This is a genomic window from Amycolatopsis sp. FU40 (assembly GCF_021903635.1).
GTDB lineage: Bacteria > Actinomycetota > Actinomycetes > Mycobacteriales > Pseudonocardiaceae > Amycolatopsis > Amycolatopsis dendrobii.
Map to the genome: position 1 here is coordinate 3,957,287 of NZ_CP091381.1, position 17,468 is coordinate 3,974,754.

Annotated in this window: 17 protein-coding genes; 11 read left to right on the plus strand and 6 right to left on the minus strand. The window is 68.7% G+C overall.

Annotated features, from left to right (window positions below; translation table 11 throughout):
- The first annotated feature begins 28 nt into the window (after positions 1–28).
- The 3 genes from L3Q65_RS19005 to L3Q65_RS19015 are packed head-to-tail and all read left to right on the plus strand — an operon-like array spanning position 29 to position 3,767.
- Positions 29–466 carry a PPOX class F420-dependent oxidoreductase gene (locus L3Q65_RS19005; RefSeq protein WP_182893152.1) on the plus strand — a complete coding sequence of 146 codons (438 nt, stop codon included), beginning with the start codon at positions 29–31 and terminating at the stop codon, positions 464–466.
- Positions 466–2,715 carry a phosphoketolase family protein gene (locus L3Q65_RS19010; RefSeq protein WP_237600442.1) on the plus strand — a complete coding sequence of 750 codons (2,250 nt, stop codon included), beginning with the start codon at positions 466–468 and terminating at the stop codon, positions 2,713–2,715. Before L3Q65_RS19005 ends, L3Q65_RS19010 begins: the two co-directional genes overlap by 1 nt.
- Positions 2,712–3,767, plus strand: coding sequence for an acetate/propionate family kinase (locus L3Q65_RS19015; protein WP_370648194.1), 1,056 nt, complete (start codon positions 2,712–2,714; stop codon positions 3,765–3,767). The genes L3Q65_RS19010 and L3Q65_RS19015 overlap by 4 nt, the downstream gene beginning before the upstream one ends.
- Positions 3,768–3,769: 2 nt before the next feature.
- Here L3Q65_RS19015 and L3Q65_RS19020 read toward each other — a convergent pair whose 3' ends face one another.
- Entirely contained in the window at positions 3,770–3,961 is a 192-nt protein-coding gene (locus L3Q65_RS19020; protein ID WP_037714604.1) for a DUF2795 domain-containing protein, read from the minus strand.
- A 72-nt stretch (positions 3,962–4,033) separates the two neighbouring features.
- On the opposite strand from L3Q65_RS19020, the gene L3Q65_RS19025 reads away from it, so the two are divergent.
- On the plus strand, positions 4,034–4,393 hold the full coding sequence (locus tag L3Q65_RS19025) for a VOC family protein (RefSeq protein WP_182893501.1): 360 nt from the start codon (positions 4,034–4,036) through the stop codon (positions 4,391–4,393).
- Positions 4,394–4,433: 40 nt separating this feature from the next.
- Here the strand turns inward: L3Q65_RS19025 and L3Q65_RS19030 are convergent, their stop codons facing one another.
- Genes L3Q65_RS19030 through L3Q65_RS19050 form a run of 5 tightly spaced genes read right to left on the minus strand, consistent with a single transcriptional unit; the run spans position 4,434 to position 9,503 of the window.
- Positions 4,434–6,230, minus strand: a complete 1,797-nt coding sequence (locus tag L3Q65_RS19030) for a long-chain fatty acid--CoA ligase (protein ID WP_237600444.1) — start codon at positions 6,228–6,230, stop codon at positions 4,434–4,436.
- 43 nt (positions 6,231–6,273) lie between these two features.
- Positions 6,274–6,774: a flavin reductase family protein gene (locus L3Q65_RS19035; RefSeq protein ID WP_237600445.1), complete on the minus strand. Its 501-nt coding sequence runs from the start codon at positions 6,772–6,774 to the stop codon at positions 6,274–6,276.
- Positions 6,767–7,525: an enoyl-CoA hydratase/isomerase family protein gene (locus L3Q65_RS19040; RefSeq protein ID WP_237600446.1), complete on the minus strand. Its 759-nt coding sequence runs from the start codon at positions 7,523–7,525 to the stop codon at positions 6,767–6,769. Before L3Q65_RS19040 ends, L3Q65_RS19035 begins: the two co-directional genes overlap by 8 nt.
- Entirely contained in the window at positions 7,522–8,334 is an 813-nt protein-coding gene (locus tag L3Q65_RS19045; RefSeq protein ID WP_237600447.1) for an enoyl-CoA hydratase/isomerase family protein, read from the minus strand. Before L3Q65_RS19045 ends, L3Q65_RS19040 begins: the two co-directional genes overlap by 4 nt.
- Complete coding sequence (locus L3Q65_RS19050) at positions 8,331–9,503, minus strand: LLM class flavin-dependent oxidoreductase (protein WP_182893159.1); 1,173 nt, start codon at positions 9,501–9,503, stop codon at positions 8,331–8,333. Before L3Q65_RS19050 ends, L3Q65_RS19045 begins: the two co-directional genes overlap by 4 nt.
- Positions 9,504–9,620: 117 nt before the next feature.
- Between L3Q65_RS19050 and L3Q65_RS19055 the strand changes: the two genes are divergently transcribed.
- From L3Q65_RS19055 to L3Q65_RS19085, 7 genes are all read left to right on the plus strand, one after another.
- Positions 9,621–10,379: a creatininase family protein gene (locus L3Q65_RS19055; protein WP_182893160.1), complete on the plus strand. Its 759-nt coding sequence runs from the start codon at positions 9,621–9,623 to the stop codon at positions 10,377–10,379.
- Between the two features lie 9 nt (positions 10,380–10,388).
- Complete coding sequence (locus tag L3Q65_RS19060; protein WP_182893161.1) at positions 10,389–10,985, plus strand: TetR/AcrR family transcriptional regulator; 597 nt, start codon at positions 10,389–10,391, stop codon at positions 10,983–10,985.
- A gap of 346 nt (positions 10,986–11,331) precedes the next feature.
- The gene (locus L3Q65_RS19065) at positions 11,332–12,015 is read left to right on the plus strand and encodes a FadR/GntR family transcriptional regulator (protein ID WP_237600448.1); all 684 of its coding nucleotides are present in this window, start codon (positions 11,332–11,334) and stop codon (positions 12,013–12,015) included.
- On the plus strand, positions 12,012–13,235 hold the full coding sequence (locus L3Q65_RS19070) for an MFS transporter (protein WP_237600449.1): 1,224 nt from the start codon (positions 12,012–12,014) through the stop codon (positions 13,233–13,235). Before L3Q65_RS19065 ends, L3Q65_RS19070 begins: the two co-directional genes overlap by 4 nt.
- A 174-nt stretch (positions 13,236–13,409) precedes the next feature.
- Positions 13,410–14,660: a bifunctional 3,4-dihydroxy-2-butanone-4-phosphate synthase/GTP cyclohydrolase II gene (locus L3Q65_RS19075; RefSeq protein ID WP_237600450.1), complete on the plus strand. Its 1,251-nt coding sequence runs from the start codon at positions 13,410–13,412 to the stop codon at positions 14,658–14,660.
- Positions 14,661–14,788: 128 nt separating this feature from the next.
- Complete coding sequence (locus L3Q65_RS19080; RefSeq protein ID WP_182893166.1) at positions 14,789–15,172, plus strand: Lsr2 family protein; 384 nt, start codon at positions 14,789–14,791, stop codon at positions 15,170–15,172.
- Positions 15,173–15,718: 546 nt separating this feature from the next.
- Positions 15,719–16,306: a nitroreductase family protein gene (locus tag L3Q65_RS19085; RefSeq protein ID WP_182893167.1), complete on the plus strand. Its 588-nt coding sequence runs from the start codon at positions 15,719–15,721 to the stop codon at positions 16,304–16,306.
- Positions 16,307–17,468: the final 1,162 nt, after the last annotated feature.

The following is a 17,468-nucleotide window of genomic DNA, read 5'->3' on the forward strand; positions in this document are numbered from 1 at the left end:
CCCGTGACGTCGACCGTGAGGAGTTGCCGTGCCCGCCAGCACCGCCGACGGCCCGAAACTGCTGCCCGAAACCGAAGAACTGGCCACCGGCAAGAACTTCGCCGCGGTCACCACGGTGCTGCCGAGCGGCCGGATGCAGACGCAGATGATCTGGGTGCACGTCGAGAACGGCCGGATCGTGCTCAACACCGAAACCCACCGGGCGAAGTACCGCAACGCCGAGCGCGACGATCGCATCACCGTCCTGATCCGCGACGAGCAGGACCCGTACCGCTACGCGGAGGTCCGCGGCCGCGTGACCGGCGTCGAGACCGGCGAACGGGCCCGGTCGCACGTGGACGAACTCGCGCGCAAGTACACCGGCGGCGACTATCCGCCGGACGCGATCAAGTCCGAACGCGTCATCCTCCAGGTGACCCCGGAGCGGCAGACGTTTATCGACCAGAAGAAGGGCGTCGCCGACTGATGCGCGACGCGCTCCGCCGCTACCGCCGGGCGTGCGACTACCTGGCCGCCGCGATGATCTACCTCAAGGACAACGTCCTGCTCACCGAGCCCTTGCGGCCCGAGCACCTGAAACCGCGCCCGCTCGGTCACTGGGGCACCTGTCCCGGCCTGACCCTCGTCTACAGCGCGCTGAATCGCCTGGTCGCCGAAACTCAGCAGCGCACCCTGCTCGTCACCGGTCCCGGCCATGGAGCCCCGGCGATCCACGCCAATCTCTGGCTCGAAGGCACGCACGCCGAGTACGACCCGCGGCTGTCCCTCGACGGTTCCGGACTCGCCGAACTCGTCCGCCGGTTCTCCTGGCCGGGCGGTTTCCCCAGCCACCTCTCCCCCGAGGTCCCCGGCGTCATCCACGAAGGCGGCGAACTCGGCTACGCCCTCGCCACCGCGTTCGGCGCGGCCTTCGACGATCCCGACCTGCTGGTCGCCTGCGTCATCGGCGACGGCGAGGCCGAAACGGGTCCGACCGCGGCGGCGTGGCACAGCCCGAAGTTCACCAATCCCGGCGATGGCCGGGTGCTGCCGATCCTGCACCTCAACGGGTACAAGATCGCTTCCCCGACCGTCTGCGAAGCCATGTCGGACGACGAACTCACCGCGTACTTCACCGGCTGCGGCTGGAACCCGCTGCTCGTCGACGTCCGCGACACCGACGATCCGGACTCCCCGCTCGCCGAAGCCCTCGCCCGCGCGCATCGCCAGGACAGCGGCCCGCCGCCGATGATCGTCCTGCGCAACACCAAGGGCCTGGGCCTGCCTTCGACGTCCCCGGAGGGCACGCCCCTGGAAGGCACCTTCCACGCCCACCAGGTCCCGCTCGACCCGGATCAGCTGAGCGCAGTGGAACAGTGGCTGCGTTCGTACCGGCCGGAGGAACTTTTCGACGCCGACGGTGTTCCCGCGCCGGATTTGCTCGCCGTGCCACCGGAACCGGAGCTGCGGCTCGGACGGGTTCCGCAGGCGAACGGCGGCCGGCTTCGCCGAGACCTGCCGCTGCCGGATGTCGCCGCATTCGCCGGCACGGAGGAGGAAAGCCCGACTGAGGCCCTCGGCGGCTGGCTCGCGGAACTGGTGCGCCGCGCTCCGGACACCTTCCGCGTCGTCTGCCCGGACGAACTGCAGTCCAACAAGCTCGGCGCGCTGCTGGACGTCACCGACCGGCAGTTCGACCGCGCCGTTCCCGGCCACACCGAACATCTCGCGCGTCGCGGCCGGGTGCTGGAAGTCCTGTCCGAACACCTCTGCCAAGGCTGGCTGCAGGGTTACCTGCTCACCGGACGACACGGCCTGTTCCCGTGCTACGAGGCATTCGTGTCCATTGTGGACAGCATGGTGAACCAGTACGCCAAGTTCCTCAAAATGTCCGGCGAGGTCGGCTGGCGCGCTCCGGTGGCGAGCCTGAACTACCTGCTCACCAGCGACGGCTGGCGGCAAGAACACAACGGCTACAGCCACCAGGGCCCGGGCTTCATCAACCAGATGCTCACGAAAAAGGCCCACACCACAAGGATCTTCTTCCCGCCGGACGCCAATACGCTGCTGGAAACCATGCACCGCTGCCTGTCCTCGACCGACCTGATCAACGTCGTGGTCGCGGGAAAGCAAAGCAGTCCCGTGTGGTTGTCCCCCGACGATGCCCGCGCCCACTGCCGCGCCGGGACCGCAGTCTGGCCTTGGGCGAGCCACGGGGGTTCGCCGGACGTCGTCCTCGCCTGCGCCGGGACTACCCCGACGGCCGAAACCCTTGCCGCCGTGCAGTTGCTGGCCGCTGCGGCTCCGCAACTGCGGGTCCGAGTGGTGAACGTGGTCGACCTGCTTTCGCTCTGCCCGCCCGGCCGCCACCCGAACGGACTCTCCGACGAAGCGTTCGCCGAGTGCTTCGGCGAGGACGTCCCGGTGATCTTCGCTTTCCACGGCTACCCGTCCGCCGTGCACGAAGTACTGCACGGACGCCCTGCCACGCAACGCTTCCACGTGCACGGCTACTTGGAGGAAGGCACCACGACCACCCCGTTCGACCTGCTGGCCAGCAACCGGATGACCCGCCACGACCTGGCCGCCGACGCCGTCCGCCGCGCCCGCGGCTGGTCCTCCCTCGGCGGCGACCTGGCCCGCGACTTCCAACGGCAGCGCGACGAATTCCTCGCCGCCGCCTACCGCGACGGCGAAGACCCGGCCGAGATCACCGGCTGGCGGTGGAAGCGATGAACGTCCTGACCGTCAACCCGGGCTCCGGCAGCCTGCGCTTGCACCTCGTGCGCGCCGAAGACGAGAAAGTCCTGGATTCCGCCTCGACCGACGACGTCTCGTCCTTCGCGGACCGGCAGCCCACGATCTCCGTTGTCGCACACCGGCTCGTCCACGGCGGCCCAGACCTGGTCCGCCCGGTGGAGGCGACCCCAAGCGTCCGGGCGAAGATCGCGGACGCCCGGTCCCTCGCCCCGGAACACGTACCGAAAACCGAGGCCCTGCTGGACCAGCTCGCCGACCTCCTCCCGGACGCGACGCACATCGTCTGTCCCGACACGGCCTTCCACGAAACGCTTCCGTCCGTCGCCCAGACCTACCCGCTGCCCGCCCGGTGGCGCTTCCCGTGGAACCTGCGCCGCTACGGCTTCCACGGCTGGTCCTTCAGCTGGGCGACCCGCCGCGCCGCCGAACTCCTGCATCGGCCGCCCGGGGAACTGAACCTGCTCATCGCCCATCTGTCCGGCGGCTGTTCGGTCTGCGCGGTATCTCACGGACACAGCGTTGACACGTCAATGGGGTTCACGCCGCTGGAAGGCGCGATGATGACCAAACGGTCCGGCTCCGTGGATCCCGGCATGCTGCTGTGGCTGCTGCGCGAAGGAAAACTGACCGTCAGCGAACTGGAAGACGGCCTTTACCACCACTCCGGTCTGCTGGGGTTGTCCGGCATCTCCGACGACACCCGCGACCTGGTAAGCGACGGTTCCGCCGAGGCCCGCTTCGCCTTGGCCGTCTTCGAACACCGGATCCGAGCCGAACTGGCCGCGACAGCCGCGAGCCTGGACCGGATCGACGCGCTGGTGTTCACCGGCGACATCGGCTGGGACCAGCCCGAAACCGCCGAGGCGGTCGCTGGCGGTCTCGGGGTCCTCGGCATCGCCGGCGGTTTGTCGCGGACCCGGGAACGCGATGCGGTGATCAGCCCGCCCGGGGCGAAAATTCCGGTGCTGGCCTTGCGCTCCCGGGAAGAACTCGAACTCGCCCGCGCCGCCGCCGAGGCGGTCCGCTGACCTCACGAATGCGGGTCGACGTCGTCGCCGAGAAGCCGGTGCACGGCCTCCACGTTCTCGTACCGCTGCTCGGGCAGTTTGCCGAGATGGCCGATCACGTCGTCGCCCGCGCCCTTCGCGGCGGCCCGGCGGAGAAGTTCGTCGCGCTCGCACGGGTACTCGACTTCCGTCAAATACTCCCGGACGTCAGACATGGCGCTCCCTTCCTCGGGTTCTCCCTCCGCATACCCGCCCGGTCCGGGATCAATGCGGGTTACGCTCGACTGGTGAACGACTCCCCGAAGCCGGCCAAGATCGGGAACGTGCTGCATCCCGTCGCCGACGTCAGCTCAGCCGTGCGGTTCTACGCCACGACCTTCGGCCTGCCCGCGAAATTCGTCGACGGAGACCGCTACGCCGCCCTCGACGCGGGCGGAACGACACTCGCCCTCGCCGGCCCGGAAGAGGACGTCACCGACGGCGCCCCCGCCGCTTCGTTCAAGGTGCCCGACGTCTCCGCCGCCCTGACCGCACTGGTCGCCGGCGGCGGAACCGTTGTGCGGCAACCGGAACAAGGCCCCCACGAGGTCCGCGCGGTAGCCCGCGACCCGTGGGGCAACACGATCGTGGTCTACGGACCGCGATAACGGCTGAGTCGCAGCGGGACCACGCCCCGCTGCGACTCCCTTACCGCGGCCTCCGCACGTGATCCGCGATCGCCGCGTCGTCGTCCGCGCCGTACATCTGTTCGATCAACCCCGAGAACGACCGCACCACCGCCGCGCGCTTGACCTTCCCGTTCGCCGTCCGCTCGCCCCGCGAAGCCTCCAACGGCCGCGGCAGCACCCGGAAATCCTTCAGCTGCTCCACCCGCGCGAGATCCGCGTTGACCCGCTCCAGCTCGGCCCGCAACCGCCCGGCCAGCCCCGCGTCCGCGGCCGCGCTCGGTTCGATCAGGACGGTCAGGTACTTCCGCCCGTCGCCGACCACGATCGCTTCGTCGATCAGCACACTTTCCTTCAACCGGATCTCGATCGGCTGCGGATCGACCGTCTTGCCGCCCCGGGTGATGAGCACGTCCTTCTTCCGCCCGATCAGCCGGATGTCCCCGTCGGCGGTCCGCTCCATCAGGTCGCCGGTGCGGAACCAGCCGTCGGCGAAGACCGCCGCGGTTTCCGAAGGATTCCGCCAGTACCCGCTGAACAGCAGCGGCGCGCGGATCAGCATCTCCCGGTCGTCGGCGAGTTTCACCTGGTAGCGCGGGTCCGCGAACTCCCGGCCGATCCGCCCCGGACGCGGGAACGGCTGCCCGAACTGCCCGATCGGGCACCCGCCGGTCTCGGTGAGCCCGTAGTTCTCGCGCAGGTCGAGACCCCAGATCTGCCACAGCGCCACGACGCTCTCCGGCATGGCGGCCGAAGCCGTCCACGCGACGCGCAGCCGGTCCATGCCGAGACTCGCCCGCAGCGGAACGAACACCGCCCGGACCGCGGCGGCGTAAGCGATCCGCAGCGGCACCGGCGCACGACGGCCGGACCACCGCCGCTCGGCCATCCGGCGACCGATCCGCATCGCGGCCCGGTACGCGAGGCGGCGGATTCCCGTCCAGGATTCAGCGAGGGCGATCAGCTCGGCGGCGAGCTTCTCGTAGAACCGGGGCGGCCACAGCACCGCCGTCGGGCGTACCGCGCGCAGCACCTCGCCGTAGTCCTCGATGCGGCAGAAGGTCACGACCAAGCGCGTGTGCAGCGGGGTGAAGACGAGCAGCAGCGCGGGAGCGACGTGCGCCAGCGGGAGGAACCCGACGACGTCGTGCCGCGTGGTCCGGCTCTCCGGGTAAAGGCCGATGACGCTCTGGACCGCGTGCTGGAGCGTGCGGTGGGAATGGGTCACGCCCTTGGGCGCCCCGGTGGAGCCGGAGGTGTAGAAGAGGGCAGCCGGATCGTCGAGCGTCGTGGCGGCGATCAGCTCGGCCAACGCGTCGGGGTCTCCGGCCGTACGCAGGTCGTCCCAGCTCACGCCGGTGATCCCCGCCGGCAGCTCCGGCGGGGCCGCGTCGATTCCGGCGACGAGCCGCAGGTCCGGGGCGTTCCCGGCGATGTTCGCGACCTTGGCGAGCTCCGTTTCCGTCTCGCCGAGGAACGCGACCGCCTCGCTGTGCACCAGGAGCTGCTCGATCTCGGCGGGCGAGTTGGTCGGGTACACCCCGAGCACGACCCCGCCGACGCTCTGCACCGCCAGCGCGGCGAACACCCATTCCGGACGCGCGCTGCTCATCACCGCGACCCGATCGCCGGGCCGGACCCCCCGCGCGACCAGGCCGAACGCGAGTTCGCGCACCCGGTCCAGGTACGTCCGCCAGGTGATCGCCCGCACCGTCCCGCCGCGCGAATACCGCAGCGCGACGGCGTCTGGCTCTCGGCGAGCGCGGTCGAGCAGCAGACCCGGCAGCGTCCGCTCCGGTTCGAACTCGGTCAGTTCCATGACCCACCCTCTCTTCCCGCCGCGAGCCCGCGTCCGGCGGCGTTCACGCGGCACGCTCGCCGAGGTGGAGGAAGTCACCTCGGTACCACATCACGGGTTTGCCGTCGCCGGCCCGCGCGTCGCGCACGCGCCCGATGAGGATCACGTGATCCCCGCCGGGCACGGCCTGCGCCAGTTCGCAACGGAGAACCGCCGCCGCGTCCGGCAGGAGCGGATGGCCCTGTTCGTCGAACTCGAAGCTCCCGTACGCGAACTTGTTCTCGCCTTTCGTCGCGAACCGCGTCGCCAGCTCGGCGTGCGAAGGGGTCACCACGTTCACGACGAACCGCTCGGCCGCCATGAAAACCGGGAAACACGTCGCGCCCCGGTCGAGGCACACGAGCACCAGCGGCGGATCGAGCGACAGCGACGCGAAGGAACTCGCGGTGAATCCGTGCAGCGTGCCGTCCTCGCCCCGGGTCGTCACGATCGTGACGCCGGACGGGAAACGAGACAGCGCCGACCGGAAAACGGCCGGGTCCAGATCGTGCGATACGTCAGCCATTCCATGCCTCCCGGGCAGCTCGTGCGGCGGGGTCGTCGAAAACTGTTCGCGCGCCGGCGGCCGTGACCCGCAGCTGCTTCTCGTCCGGCCATCCGGCGGTTTCCTGAAGGAGAGCCAGTTTCAAGGCCGCGAACACCGCGGGCGGTTTCGCCGCCGCCGCTCGCGCCTGTGCCGAAGCGGCCTCCAGCAACTCTCCCGGCTCAACCACTTCGTCGACGATGCCCAACGCTTTCGCCTCCGACGCGCCGACCGGTTTTCCGCCCAGCAGCAACCGCCGGGCGCCACGATCGCCCACCGCCTCGCGGACCCGGGCGATCCCTTTGCCCGCAGGCAACATCCCGTGGTCGACCTCGGGGAAAACGAACCGCGCTCGCGAGGACGCGTAAACGAAATCGGAGAACAACGCCATTTCGATCCCGCCGCCGACGCACCAGCCGTTCACCGCGCACACCAGCGGCCGGGGAAATTTCTCCAGTGCGCAGAGCAGCGCGTGAAACGACGTCATCCGCTCGGCCATCGACTCGGCGTCGTAGCCGGCCGCTTCCTTGAGGTCGCCGCCCGCGCAGAAGAACCGGTCGCCCGCACCGGTCAGGACGACCGCGGGACCCTGCGCCAGGTCTTCCAGGGTCGCGGTCAGCCTGCTGATCAGCGAGTTGCTGAGCGCGTTCGCCGGCGGACGGCTCAGGGTCAAGACCACCGCGCCGTCCGTTTCCGCGGACACCTGGACGGCGCCCAGCGCGGCCGTGGTCATGTCGCCGGTACGCCGGAAGCGGAAGGAAAGACCGGCGCACGCTTCTCCCGGAACGCTTGGCGCGCTTCCCGATAGTCCGCTCCGGCGAAGTCGAGAATTTCCAGCGCACTGGACAATTCATGCTGAGGCAACGCATTCGTGAGCCACATGTTGAGCGCGCGTTTCGTGAACCGGAGCGCCTGCTGCGAGCCTCGCGCGAGCTGAGCGGCGACCTCCAACGCACGCGGCAGCACCTGCTCGCGAGACACGGCCAAGCTGACGAGCCCGATCCGCTCGGCCTCCGCACCGGTCAGCTTTTCCGAGGTCAGCACGTAATACTTCGTCTTGGCCATCCCGACCAGCAGCGGCCAGATCAACGCGGCGTGGTCGCCCGCGGTCACGCCGACCTTGGTGTGGCCTTCGATCAGCACGGCGTCCTCGGCGGCGATGCTGATGTCCGCGAGCAATGCCGTCGACAGACCGTAGCCGACCGCCGGGCCGTTGATCGCGGAAATGACCGGCTTTTCGATCCGCAGCATCGTCGAAATCCGGCGGCGCTCGGATTCCAGCATCGCGAGCGCCGCTTCCGGCGTCGGATCGGGTTCGCGCACGTCCATTCCGGTGCAAAACGCCTTGCCCGCCCCGGTCACCACGACGACCCGGGTCTCGTCGTCGCGCTCCACGTCGGCCCAGATCTCGCTCAGCTCCTCGAACATCGGCATCAGCAGCGAGTTGTACCGCTCGGGCCGGTTGAGGGTGATCAGCAGGACGCCCTCGGCCGGACGCTCGACGAGCACGTTTCCGGTGCCGTGCTGGTAAAGGTCGCTCATCGGACTGCCTCCGCGGTCAGGTTCCCGGACTGGAACCGGCGCAGCGCTTCCTCGTGCGCCGGACGCGCGGCGCGGATGTCGGCCAGCACGTCGCCGGCCGGGCGCACCACGTTGCGCGGGTGCTTGAACCGCGGGATCACGTACTTGCCGAACAGCTCGATCGAACGCATCAGCTGGTCGTGCGGCAGACTGTCCACTCGCAACACCAGCGATTCCACACCCATGTCCGCGTACCGCTGGACGTGCTCGACGCAATGCTCCGGGTCGCCGACGAGGAAGCCCTGCGACCGCTCGAACAGGTATTCCTCGTCGCTGAAATCGACGTCGTCGATCGCGCCCAGGTAGGCGTAGTCCTGGGAAAGCTTGGCCAGCCGCCCGTACGCGTCGGTGGAGAGCTTGGACATCTCGAACAGCGGCCGGGCCTGTTCGCGGGCCAGCGCGGTCGTTTCGGCGCAGTGCATACCGCCGCTGACCAGCACCATCTTGCGCGGCGTGATCGGGTACGGGTGCGTGGCGGCGGCGAGGGTCTCGTCGTAGAGCTTCAGCATGTTCTCCACGAGGTCGTAGCCGAGGTAGAAGCCGCCCATGATCGCGCCGATGCCCATCGCGGCCGCGGTTTCGACCGAACTCGGACTGCCCGCGGCGACCGAGATCGGCGGGTACGGCGCCTGCAGCGGCTTCGGCACCAGGCTGCGCGGCGGGACCTTGTAGTGCTCGCCCACGAAGGAGAACGGATCGTCGAGGAACGCCCGGCGGATCAGCTCGATCCCTTCGCGCCACTGGGATTTGTTCTCCGTCGGGTCCACCTCGAAGGCCCGCAGCGCCAGCGTCGTGTTGCCGCGTCCGGTGCCGAGTTCGATCCGGCCGTTCGAAAGGATGTCCTCGGTCGCGATCCGTTCCGCGACGCGCAGCGCGTGGTTCATCCGCGTCGGCAGCAGCGTGACGAGGTGGATGAAGCGGATCCTGCTCGTGAGCGCCATCAGGTACGGGTAGAGCACCTCCGGCGCCGAGACCGTCGCCGTGCCGATGGCGACGTGCTGTTCGGAACTGCCGAACGCGTCGAAGCCGACCTGCTCGGCGAGCAGCACCTCCTCGACCAGCTCCCGGTAGCGGTGCTCGTGGGTGAGCCCGACCGGGGTGTCCCCCTCCGACATGAGGATGAAGTCCATGATCGCCCCTTCCAGCCGATGTTATTGCTCGATAACATAAGACGGAGCTAACCCGTGGTCAATAGCCCTTCCGGGAGGAAACATGTTACTTACCGCTAACTTTGGCTGGTGGAACGCATGAGCGAGTTGCGGATCGAGCACCTGACTTCGCCGGAGATCGCCGACGCGCTGGCGAGCGGCATGCGGACCGCGATCCTGCCGCTGGGGGCTACGGAGCAGCACGGGGCACACCTGCCGTTGTCGGTCGACAGCGACCATGCCGATCGGCTGGGGACGCTCGTGGCGGAACGGCTCGGAGATGCGCTCGTTCTGCCGGCTGTGCGTCTTGGCTGCTCCGCGCATCATCTCGGCTTCTCCGGGACGCTGTCGGTGCGGCCCGAAACGCTGGAAGCTGTCTGCTTCGACTGTTGCGAAAGCCTTGCCCTGCATGGGTTTCGACGGGTCTTGATCTTCTCGGCCCACATCGGGAACTATCCGCTGCTGAGCGAGATCGAGGCGAAGCTCCCCGCAGGCCTGGCTGACGAGCTGGATGTGGTCGCGTTCTGGGACTCCGCCGCGGTGCTCGATGCCTGGCGCACTGCCGTCGCCGGCCTGGCCGGCCAGGTCGGCGGGCACGCCGATGTTGCCGAAAGCTCGATCATGCTCGCACTTCGGCCGGAGGCGGTGCGGCCTGGTCTTGCCGCCGCCGGCCTCGGTGAGCCGATGAACGATGCCCTGCTGGACCGGGTATTAACCGGGGGCGTCAAGGCGGTCGCGCCGAACGGCGTGCTCGGCGATCCGCGCGGAATGTCCTCCGACCTGGGGTTTGCCTGTCTCAGCGCGGTCGCGGACTTGCTGGCCGAGTACGCGACGGCTCGTTATCGGCCTCTCACCTAGAATCGTGCCATGACGAGCCCATCTCGCGCCGCGTCGCCGCGTTCGTCGCGCAGGCAGACGTTGATCAAGGTCGCCGGCGAGTTGTTCCACGAGCGCGCTTTCGACGCGGTCACCACCGAGATGATCGGTGCTCGGGCCGGCGTGACCGGGCCTGCGCTGTACCGGCACTTTCCCAGCAAGCAGGCGTTGCTGATCGCCGTGCTCGAGGATCCGCTGAAAGATTTGCTCGCCAATGCGCGCGAGACCGCGGCGGAGGTGACTGATCCGCGCAAGGCGCTCGAGGCGATGATCGACTACCACGTCACGCGGAGTCTGCAGAATGTGCCGTCCACGTTGGTGTTCTTGAAGAATGAGCACAACGTTCCGGAGGAGGAGCGGCATCGGATGCGGCGGATGATGCGGTTGTATGCCGAGGAGTGGAGTGCGCTGGTGGAGCGGCTTCGCCCTGATTTGTCTGATGCGCAGAACCGGGTGCTTACGCATGCGGTGTTCTCGATGATCAATTCTGTGCCGCAGTTCAATAGCGGGCTGGATGTCGAGAGCGTGGCCTCGACGATCCGCACCGCGGCGGTTAATGCGTTGCTTGTGCCGGCTGGCGGTGTTTGAGGCTTCGGCTGGGGCTGCCTGATCTCGGGCGGCTCGTCGCCATGGCGGGCGACATTGCGCCCGGGGTTGGGCCCCACCCCCGAAGGTTCATTGTGCTGACGGTTCGGGGCCGGGGGCGGTGTGGAGTGCCTCGATGGGTGGGTGCGTCGGCTGCGGTGCGCGAGTGGGCGGGGCTAGCGCCCCAACGCCACATTGGGGCGCATCCCGGCGGAGCCGGTGGTCCGCGAAGGGCCCTTGAGGGAATCTGAGTCCGTGAAGGCGGCCTTCACGGACGGCGGGCAGGCGAGCACCAGGCGGCGACTCTGGTCACATTCAGATGTCTGACATTCGGTGTTAGGGTCGCCTTATGAACGATCTTCGGGCACCCCGCCGGGTCGCCAGTCTTGCCGCGCAGCTCGTGGACACCTTGCGGGAGCAGATCGCGTCCGGGGAATGGCCGGTCGGGATGCGGATTCCGGCGGAGAACGACCTGGTCCAGCAGCTTGGCGTCGGGCGAACCACAGTGCGGGAGGCGCTCGGCGCGCTGGTGCATCTCGGTCTGCTGGAGGCTCGGCGGGGCGACGGGACGTACGTCCGCGCGTCCAGCGAGATGCAGTCCGTCTTGATGCGGCGGGCGAATTCCTCGCGGCGGAGCGACGTGCTGGAACTGCGGGCCGTGCTGGAGGAGTACGCCTCGGGGCTGGCCGCGGTCCGCCGCAGCGACGACGATCTCGCCAACCTGCGGAATCTGCTCGACGAGGCCGGGCAGCGAGACGACACCGGGACGGCCGCCGAGGCGGATGTCCGTTTTCACCAGGCCGTCGTGAACGCGGGGAGGAATTCGCTGCTCACCGAGGTGTACGACGTCCTCAGCGCCTCCGTTGCCGAGCAGATCGGCGACACTCTCTGGCCCGGCGCGACGGCCGACGAGCACACCCGGCTGCACCGGCAGCTGGTCGAGGCGATCGCTGCCCAGGACGAGGTCGGGGCACGTTACTGCGCGGCCGAAATCGTGAAGCTGACCGAGGCCGGGACGGAGCGGGAGAAGTGACGGCCGAAGTTGAGGCGCCGGCCGTCGCGAAGAGAGCGGTCGCCAGACCTGAGCGGTCCGTTGGGTTGTTGCTCGCGATTCTCCTGGTGGCGGCCAATCTGCGGGCGACGCTGACTGGCGTCGGCACGCTGCTGCCCGCCATCGAGCAGGACACCGGGCTGCCCGCGTGGGCCGGCGGCGTGCTGAATACGGTGCCGTTGCTGATGTTCGCGGTGACATCGCCGGTTGTCGGGCGCGTCTCGCATCGGGTCGGTTCTACGCGGTTGCTCGTGCTTTCCCTGGCAATGCTGACAGTGGGCACAGTGGTTCGGTCGCTGCCGTCGACTGCCTGTTTGTTCGCCGGCACGGTCTTGCTGGCTGCGGCGATCGCGGTCGGGAATGTCTTGCTGCCGACGGTGATTCGCGCTCACGTACCAGCATCGCGGATCCACACTGTCAGCGCGCTTTACGTCACGGTGATGGGTGTCGTCGCGGCGGTGTCGTCCGGGATCTCCGTTCCCTTGGCGGGGATTTTGCCGGGAGGCTGGCATTCCGCGCTGGCTTGGGGTGCGGTCGTCGCGTTGGCCGCACTGGCCGGATGGTTGCCGAGGTTGCGCGGTTCGGGCCCGGACGCCGGTGCGCGGACGGGCGGCTCGCACGCGCCGACGCCATGGCGGTCGTGGCTGGCATGGCAGGTTTCCCTGTTCATGGGCCTGCAATCACTCGCCTTCTACACCGCGGTCGCGTGGCTGCCCAGCATCCTCAGCGGGCAGGGCATGAGCACCGCGGCGGCCGGCTGGATGCTGTTCTGCTGCCAGCTCGTCGCGCTGGCCACCGGCATGGTGCTGCCGCTGCTCACCCGGGGCCGGGCCGATCAGCGTTATCCGGCGGCCGCGGCGTCGGCGGTCATGGCGGCCGGGTTCGCGGTTCTCCTGGTGCTGCCCGGAATCGCGATCGTCGGGTGCACGCTGCTCGGGCTGGGCACTGGGGTCTGTCTCGTGCTGGCGCTCAGTTTTCAGAGCCAGCGCGCGACAGGCCCGAGCGAGGCCACTGCCCTGGCGGGGATGGCGCAGTCGATCGGTTACCTGGTCGCGGCGGCCGGGCCGCTGTTGCTCGGCATTCTCCACGACGCCACGGGGAGCTGGTCCGGCGCGCTCGTCGCGCTCACCGCGTTGAGTGTCGCGATGGCTTTCACCGGATATGGCGCCGGACGCGACCGTCACGTTCGCGCTGATGTCTGACCTCGACCTCGCCGACCAGGTGACCCGTCAGCTTCTCGCGCTGACACGGCTGGCGCCTCTTCCGCCCGATGTTATTGACCGATAACATATGGAGACAGGTAAGACCAGTTCAGCTCACGGCAATGATTATTGGCTAGTAACTATGAGTGGCTTCGGGACTCAGGGAGGTTCGCCATGCTGGATGCCGCGGACAGCGTGCGCGCGGCCGTGTTCGCGCTCGAGGAAGGCCGGATGATCGTGGTCGTCGACGATCACGACCGGGAGAACGAGGCCGATCTCGTGCTCCCGGCCGACAGCGTCACTGCCGGCCAGATGGCCTTTCTCGTCGCGCACACCACCGGAATCGTGTGCGCACCGATGACCGGGGAACGCGCCGACGCACTCGCGCTCCCGCCGATGGTGGCGCAGAACAAGGACGCGCACGGCACCGCGTTCACCGTCTCTGTGGATCACAACGACGCAGGGACCGGAGTGTCCGCGACGGCCCGCACGCTCACTTGCCGCGCGCTAGCCGATCCGGTCACGACGCCTGAGAAGCTTCGCCGTCCAGGTCACATCTTCCCGTTGCGCGCGCGAGAAGGCGGCGTGCTCGTCCGCGCCGGGCACACCGAGGCCGCCGTCGATCTGCTGCAGATGGCTGGTCGCGAACCGGTCGCTGTCATCAGCGAGCTGATCGGCCCGGACGGCGAAATGCTGCGCGACGAGGCCGTGCGGGAGTTCGCCGCGGACCACGAGCTGCCGGTCGTCGCGATCGCCGACCTGGTCCGGTATCGCCGCCGGGCCGAGCGGCTGGTCGAACCGGTCGCGACCGCGGCGATGCCGACCGCATTCGGCGATTTCCGTGCTGTCGCGTACCGGTCGCAAGTGGACGGAGCCGAACACCTCGCCCTCGTCATGGGCGACGTCGCCGCCGCCGGTCGCTCCGAGCGCGGCGCGCTGGCGCGGGTGCACAGCGAATGCCTGACCGGCGACATCCTCGGTTCGTTGCGCTGCGACTGCGGCGCCCAGCTCGAACAAGCGATGCGCGCGGTGGCCGACGAGGGTTGCGGGGTGATCGTTTACCTGCGCGGCCACGAGGGCCGCGGGATCGGGCTGGCGCACAAGATCCAGGCTTATGCGCTCCAGGAATCCGGCCTCGACACGGTCGACGCCAATCTCGCACAGGGTCTTCCCGCGGATTCCCGCTCCTATGATTCCGGGGCGCGGATCCTCGACCGTCTCGGCGTCCGGCGAGTGCGGCTGATCACCAACAACCCGGAGAAATACCGCGGACTCGGCGAATACGGACTCCGGATCGTCGAGCGGGTCGCACTGCGCGCGGCCGAAACTCCGCAGAACCTGCGTTACCTCCGCACGAAACGCGACCGGATGGGCCACCGCTTCGGCGCATTGACCGATCCAGTGCCGGAGCAGAAAACTTCCTGAGCCTTGCCGCTTCCGCGCGGCCGGTCCTCCCCCGCGGCCCGCCGCGCATTGTCTCCGGCGACCAGCCACAGTGGACTCCTGTTATGGTCTGCGGTGACCACGTCCCGTTTCCAGGAGGAGCCGCCGCGATGGCACAGAAAGTCCTCGTCGAGATGATCGACGACCTCGACGGGTCCGAAGCCGGGCAGACCGTCCCCTTCGGACTCGACGGCGTCCAGTACGAAATCGACCTGTCCGACGAAAACGCCGCCGCCCTGCGCGACGAGCTCGCGACGTTCATCGCCGCCGCCCGCCGCACCGGCGGACGCAAGACGACCGTGCGGGCCACGGCCGCGCCGACCGCCGAGGAACGCGAGCGCTCCAAGGCGATCCGCACGTGGGCCCTCGACAACAACTGGGCCATCGCCGAACGCGGCCGCATCCCGCGCGAAGTGATCGCCGCCTACGAGGAAAGCCAGAAGCCGGAGGCGAAACCCCGCAAGCGCACCGCGAAAAAGCGCGCCGGGAAATAAGCGTCCGGCCCCGACGGGTTCCGGATCGATCATTTCGGGAAAAGCCGGACGAGGCGTTCGCTCCCCCGCCGGAGTTCCGGCGCAGGCGTCCGGAACACCGTCCTCCGCGCACGAAGAAAACACCGCCCGGCCGCAGGCGAATGCCTCCGGCCGGGCGGTCTTTTCCGGCTTGCCGGGAGCGGACGAGCAGTTTCCGGCTCCGTCGCTGACCCCTGTCCCGGCACCCGTCCGGCACGCCCGCCAGATCGGCGGTCGCGTCGAACACCTTGCCGGATTCGACGGAGCCGTCGAGGACGCCGGGCGATCCCGCATCGCTCTTCCGCAGTCATCGAGCAGTACGGGCGCAGGTCGCCGGAGCGGACCCGGGCGGCGGTGATCCGCACGGAAGCACCGGCGGGCCGCGCCGAGGGCGAATCGCACCGCCGAGGTCGAACGCGCCGCCAATGCCGCCGCACCAGCTGGCCGGCCACCGAAATCGCCATGAGATCGGGCCGAGAGCGGGAGAAGTCCGATACAGTTGCCGGAAAACTCTCCCAGGGGGCGACGATGGAGTTCCAGGAAGTCGTGCGGCGCAGGCGGATGGTGCGCAAGTTCACCGGCGAACCCGTGGCCGAGGACAGCATCCGCCGGATCATGCGCAACGCGCTGCGCGGGCCGTCCGCCGGATTCTCGCAAGGCCAGGCCTTCCTGGTGCTCCAGGGCGACGACGTGCGACGATTCGCCGACACCCTCCAATCCTGGACGCTGGACGACGACGCCAAAGCCGCGCCGGTGATCGTGATCCCGTTCTCGGTGAAGGACGTTTACCTCGACCGCTACGCCCAGCCGGACAAGGGCTGGACCGACCGCAGCGAGGACCATTGGCCGGTCCCGTTCTGGTACATCGACACCGGGATGGCCGTCCTGCTGATCCTGCAGACCGTGGTCGACGAAGGGCTCGGCGCGGTGTACTTCGGCATCGGCGCGGAGGATTTCGACCGGCTGCGCGCCGAATTCGGCGTGCCCGACACCCACGAACCCATCGGCGCGATCGCCATCGGCCACGACGCCGACGCCAAGATCTCCGCCGGAGCGTCCCCGAGCACCCGCCGCCGGAAGCCGGAATCCGAGACTGTCCACTTCGGACAGTGGTAGATCCCTGCCCGCCGGCGGAGCCCGGAGACCCCAAACGTCCACTTTGGATGCCATTGGGCCGGTGTCGCGCAGCGGCCCACGGTTCGCCTGACCGCACCGGCCTCGGCTGACCAACCGCGGTCGCCGGCCGGGGCGGCCCGCTGACGCACGCCGCCGCCGGTGAGCGCGATTCCTCCGCGTTCACCGGCGGCTTCGTTGTGGAGCCGTCTCACGCGAAGACGGCGGCGCCCGCCACCGCGGCCCGGCGAGATGCCGCCCTCGGCGGCGACCGGGCCGGGGAGCTCCTGTCCGGGCAGCGGAGCGGGCATCGGACCTCGCGGGAATCCCGGGACGAACCGGAGCGGGCGTCCTTGCCTCCCCGCACCCGGGGCGCGATCCGGGAAATCCGGACAACACGAAAATGTTTCAATACCGCTGGAAAGCCGCGCGAAGAGACATAATTCCCGTCACTGGTCCGGCGCTTCGCTTCACCTCCGCGACTGGGCGCGAAAGCCGCCCTCGGCCGTTTTCGCCCGAGAAGGCGTCCGTGCGAGCTTCCTGCGCAACCCGGCAATAACCGACGCACGCACGACAAGAACCGCACCGGAGCAGTACCGATCCGGCCGAACAGCGCAATCACGCCCGCCGTCTGCCGCACGCCTCACCCTGGCGGCAGAAACCCGGGGCACGAAACGGCAATTCCCTCGAAAGTGCCATCAATCCCGTGAGACAGCACTTGCATATTCCGACCTGATGCGCAATGTCCCCGAATTCGAGGACCAAGGAACCTTGACGGCCGCCCCGCGGCCGTCAAGGCGAGGCCGGACACCCCCTGCGCACAGCGACTTCGCGCCACTCGTTGTGCCACGGATTTCACCCCAGCGGAGCAGTTCCACGTGCGCCAACCGGGGAATCCGCACCCCGAAAGAAGGGAAATCCTGGTAACATCGCCCGTGCGGAGGATCGGTTTGCGGTAAACGCACGACGACGATCAGACTTCACCGGAACCCTTCGCCGGACCCTCCCGGATCCGTCGACAGCTGCCACTAGCTGTTGAAAAATAAAGGGTATTCGCGGCCTAAGTCCTCTTTGCCAGATAAATACCCGTTCGCGTGGTCTAGACCTCAATCTTCGGTCGTGCCGTATTTGTCAGCCGCGACGCGCATCGAACAGGTCACGAAAT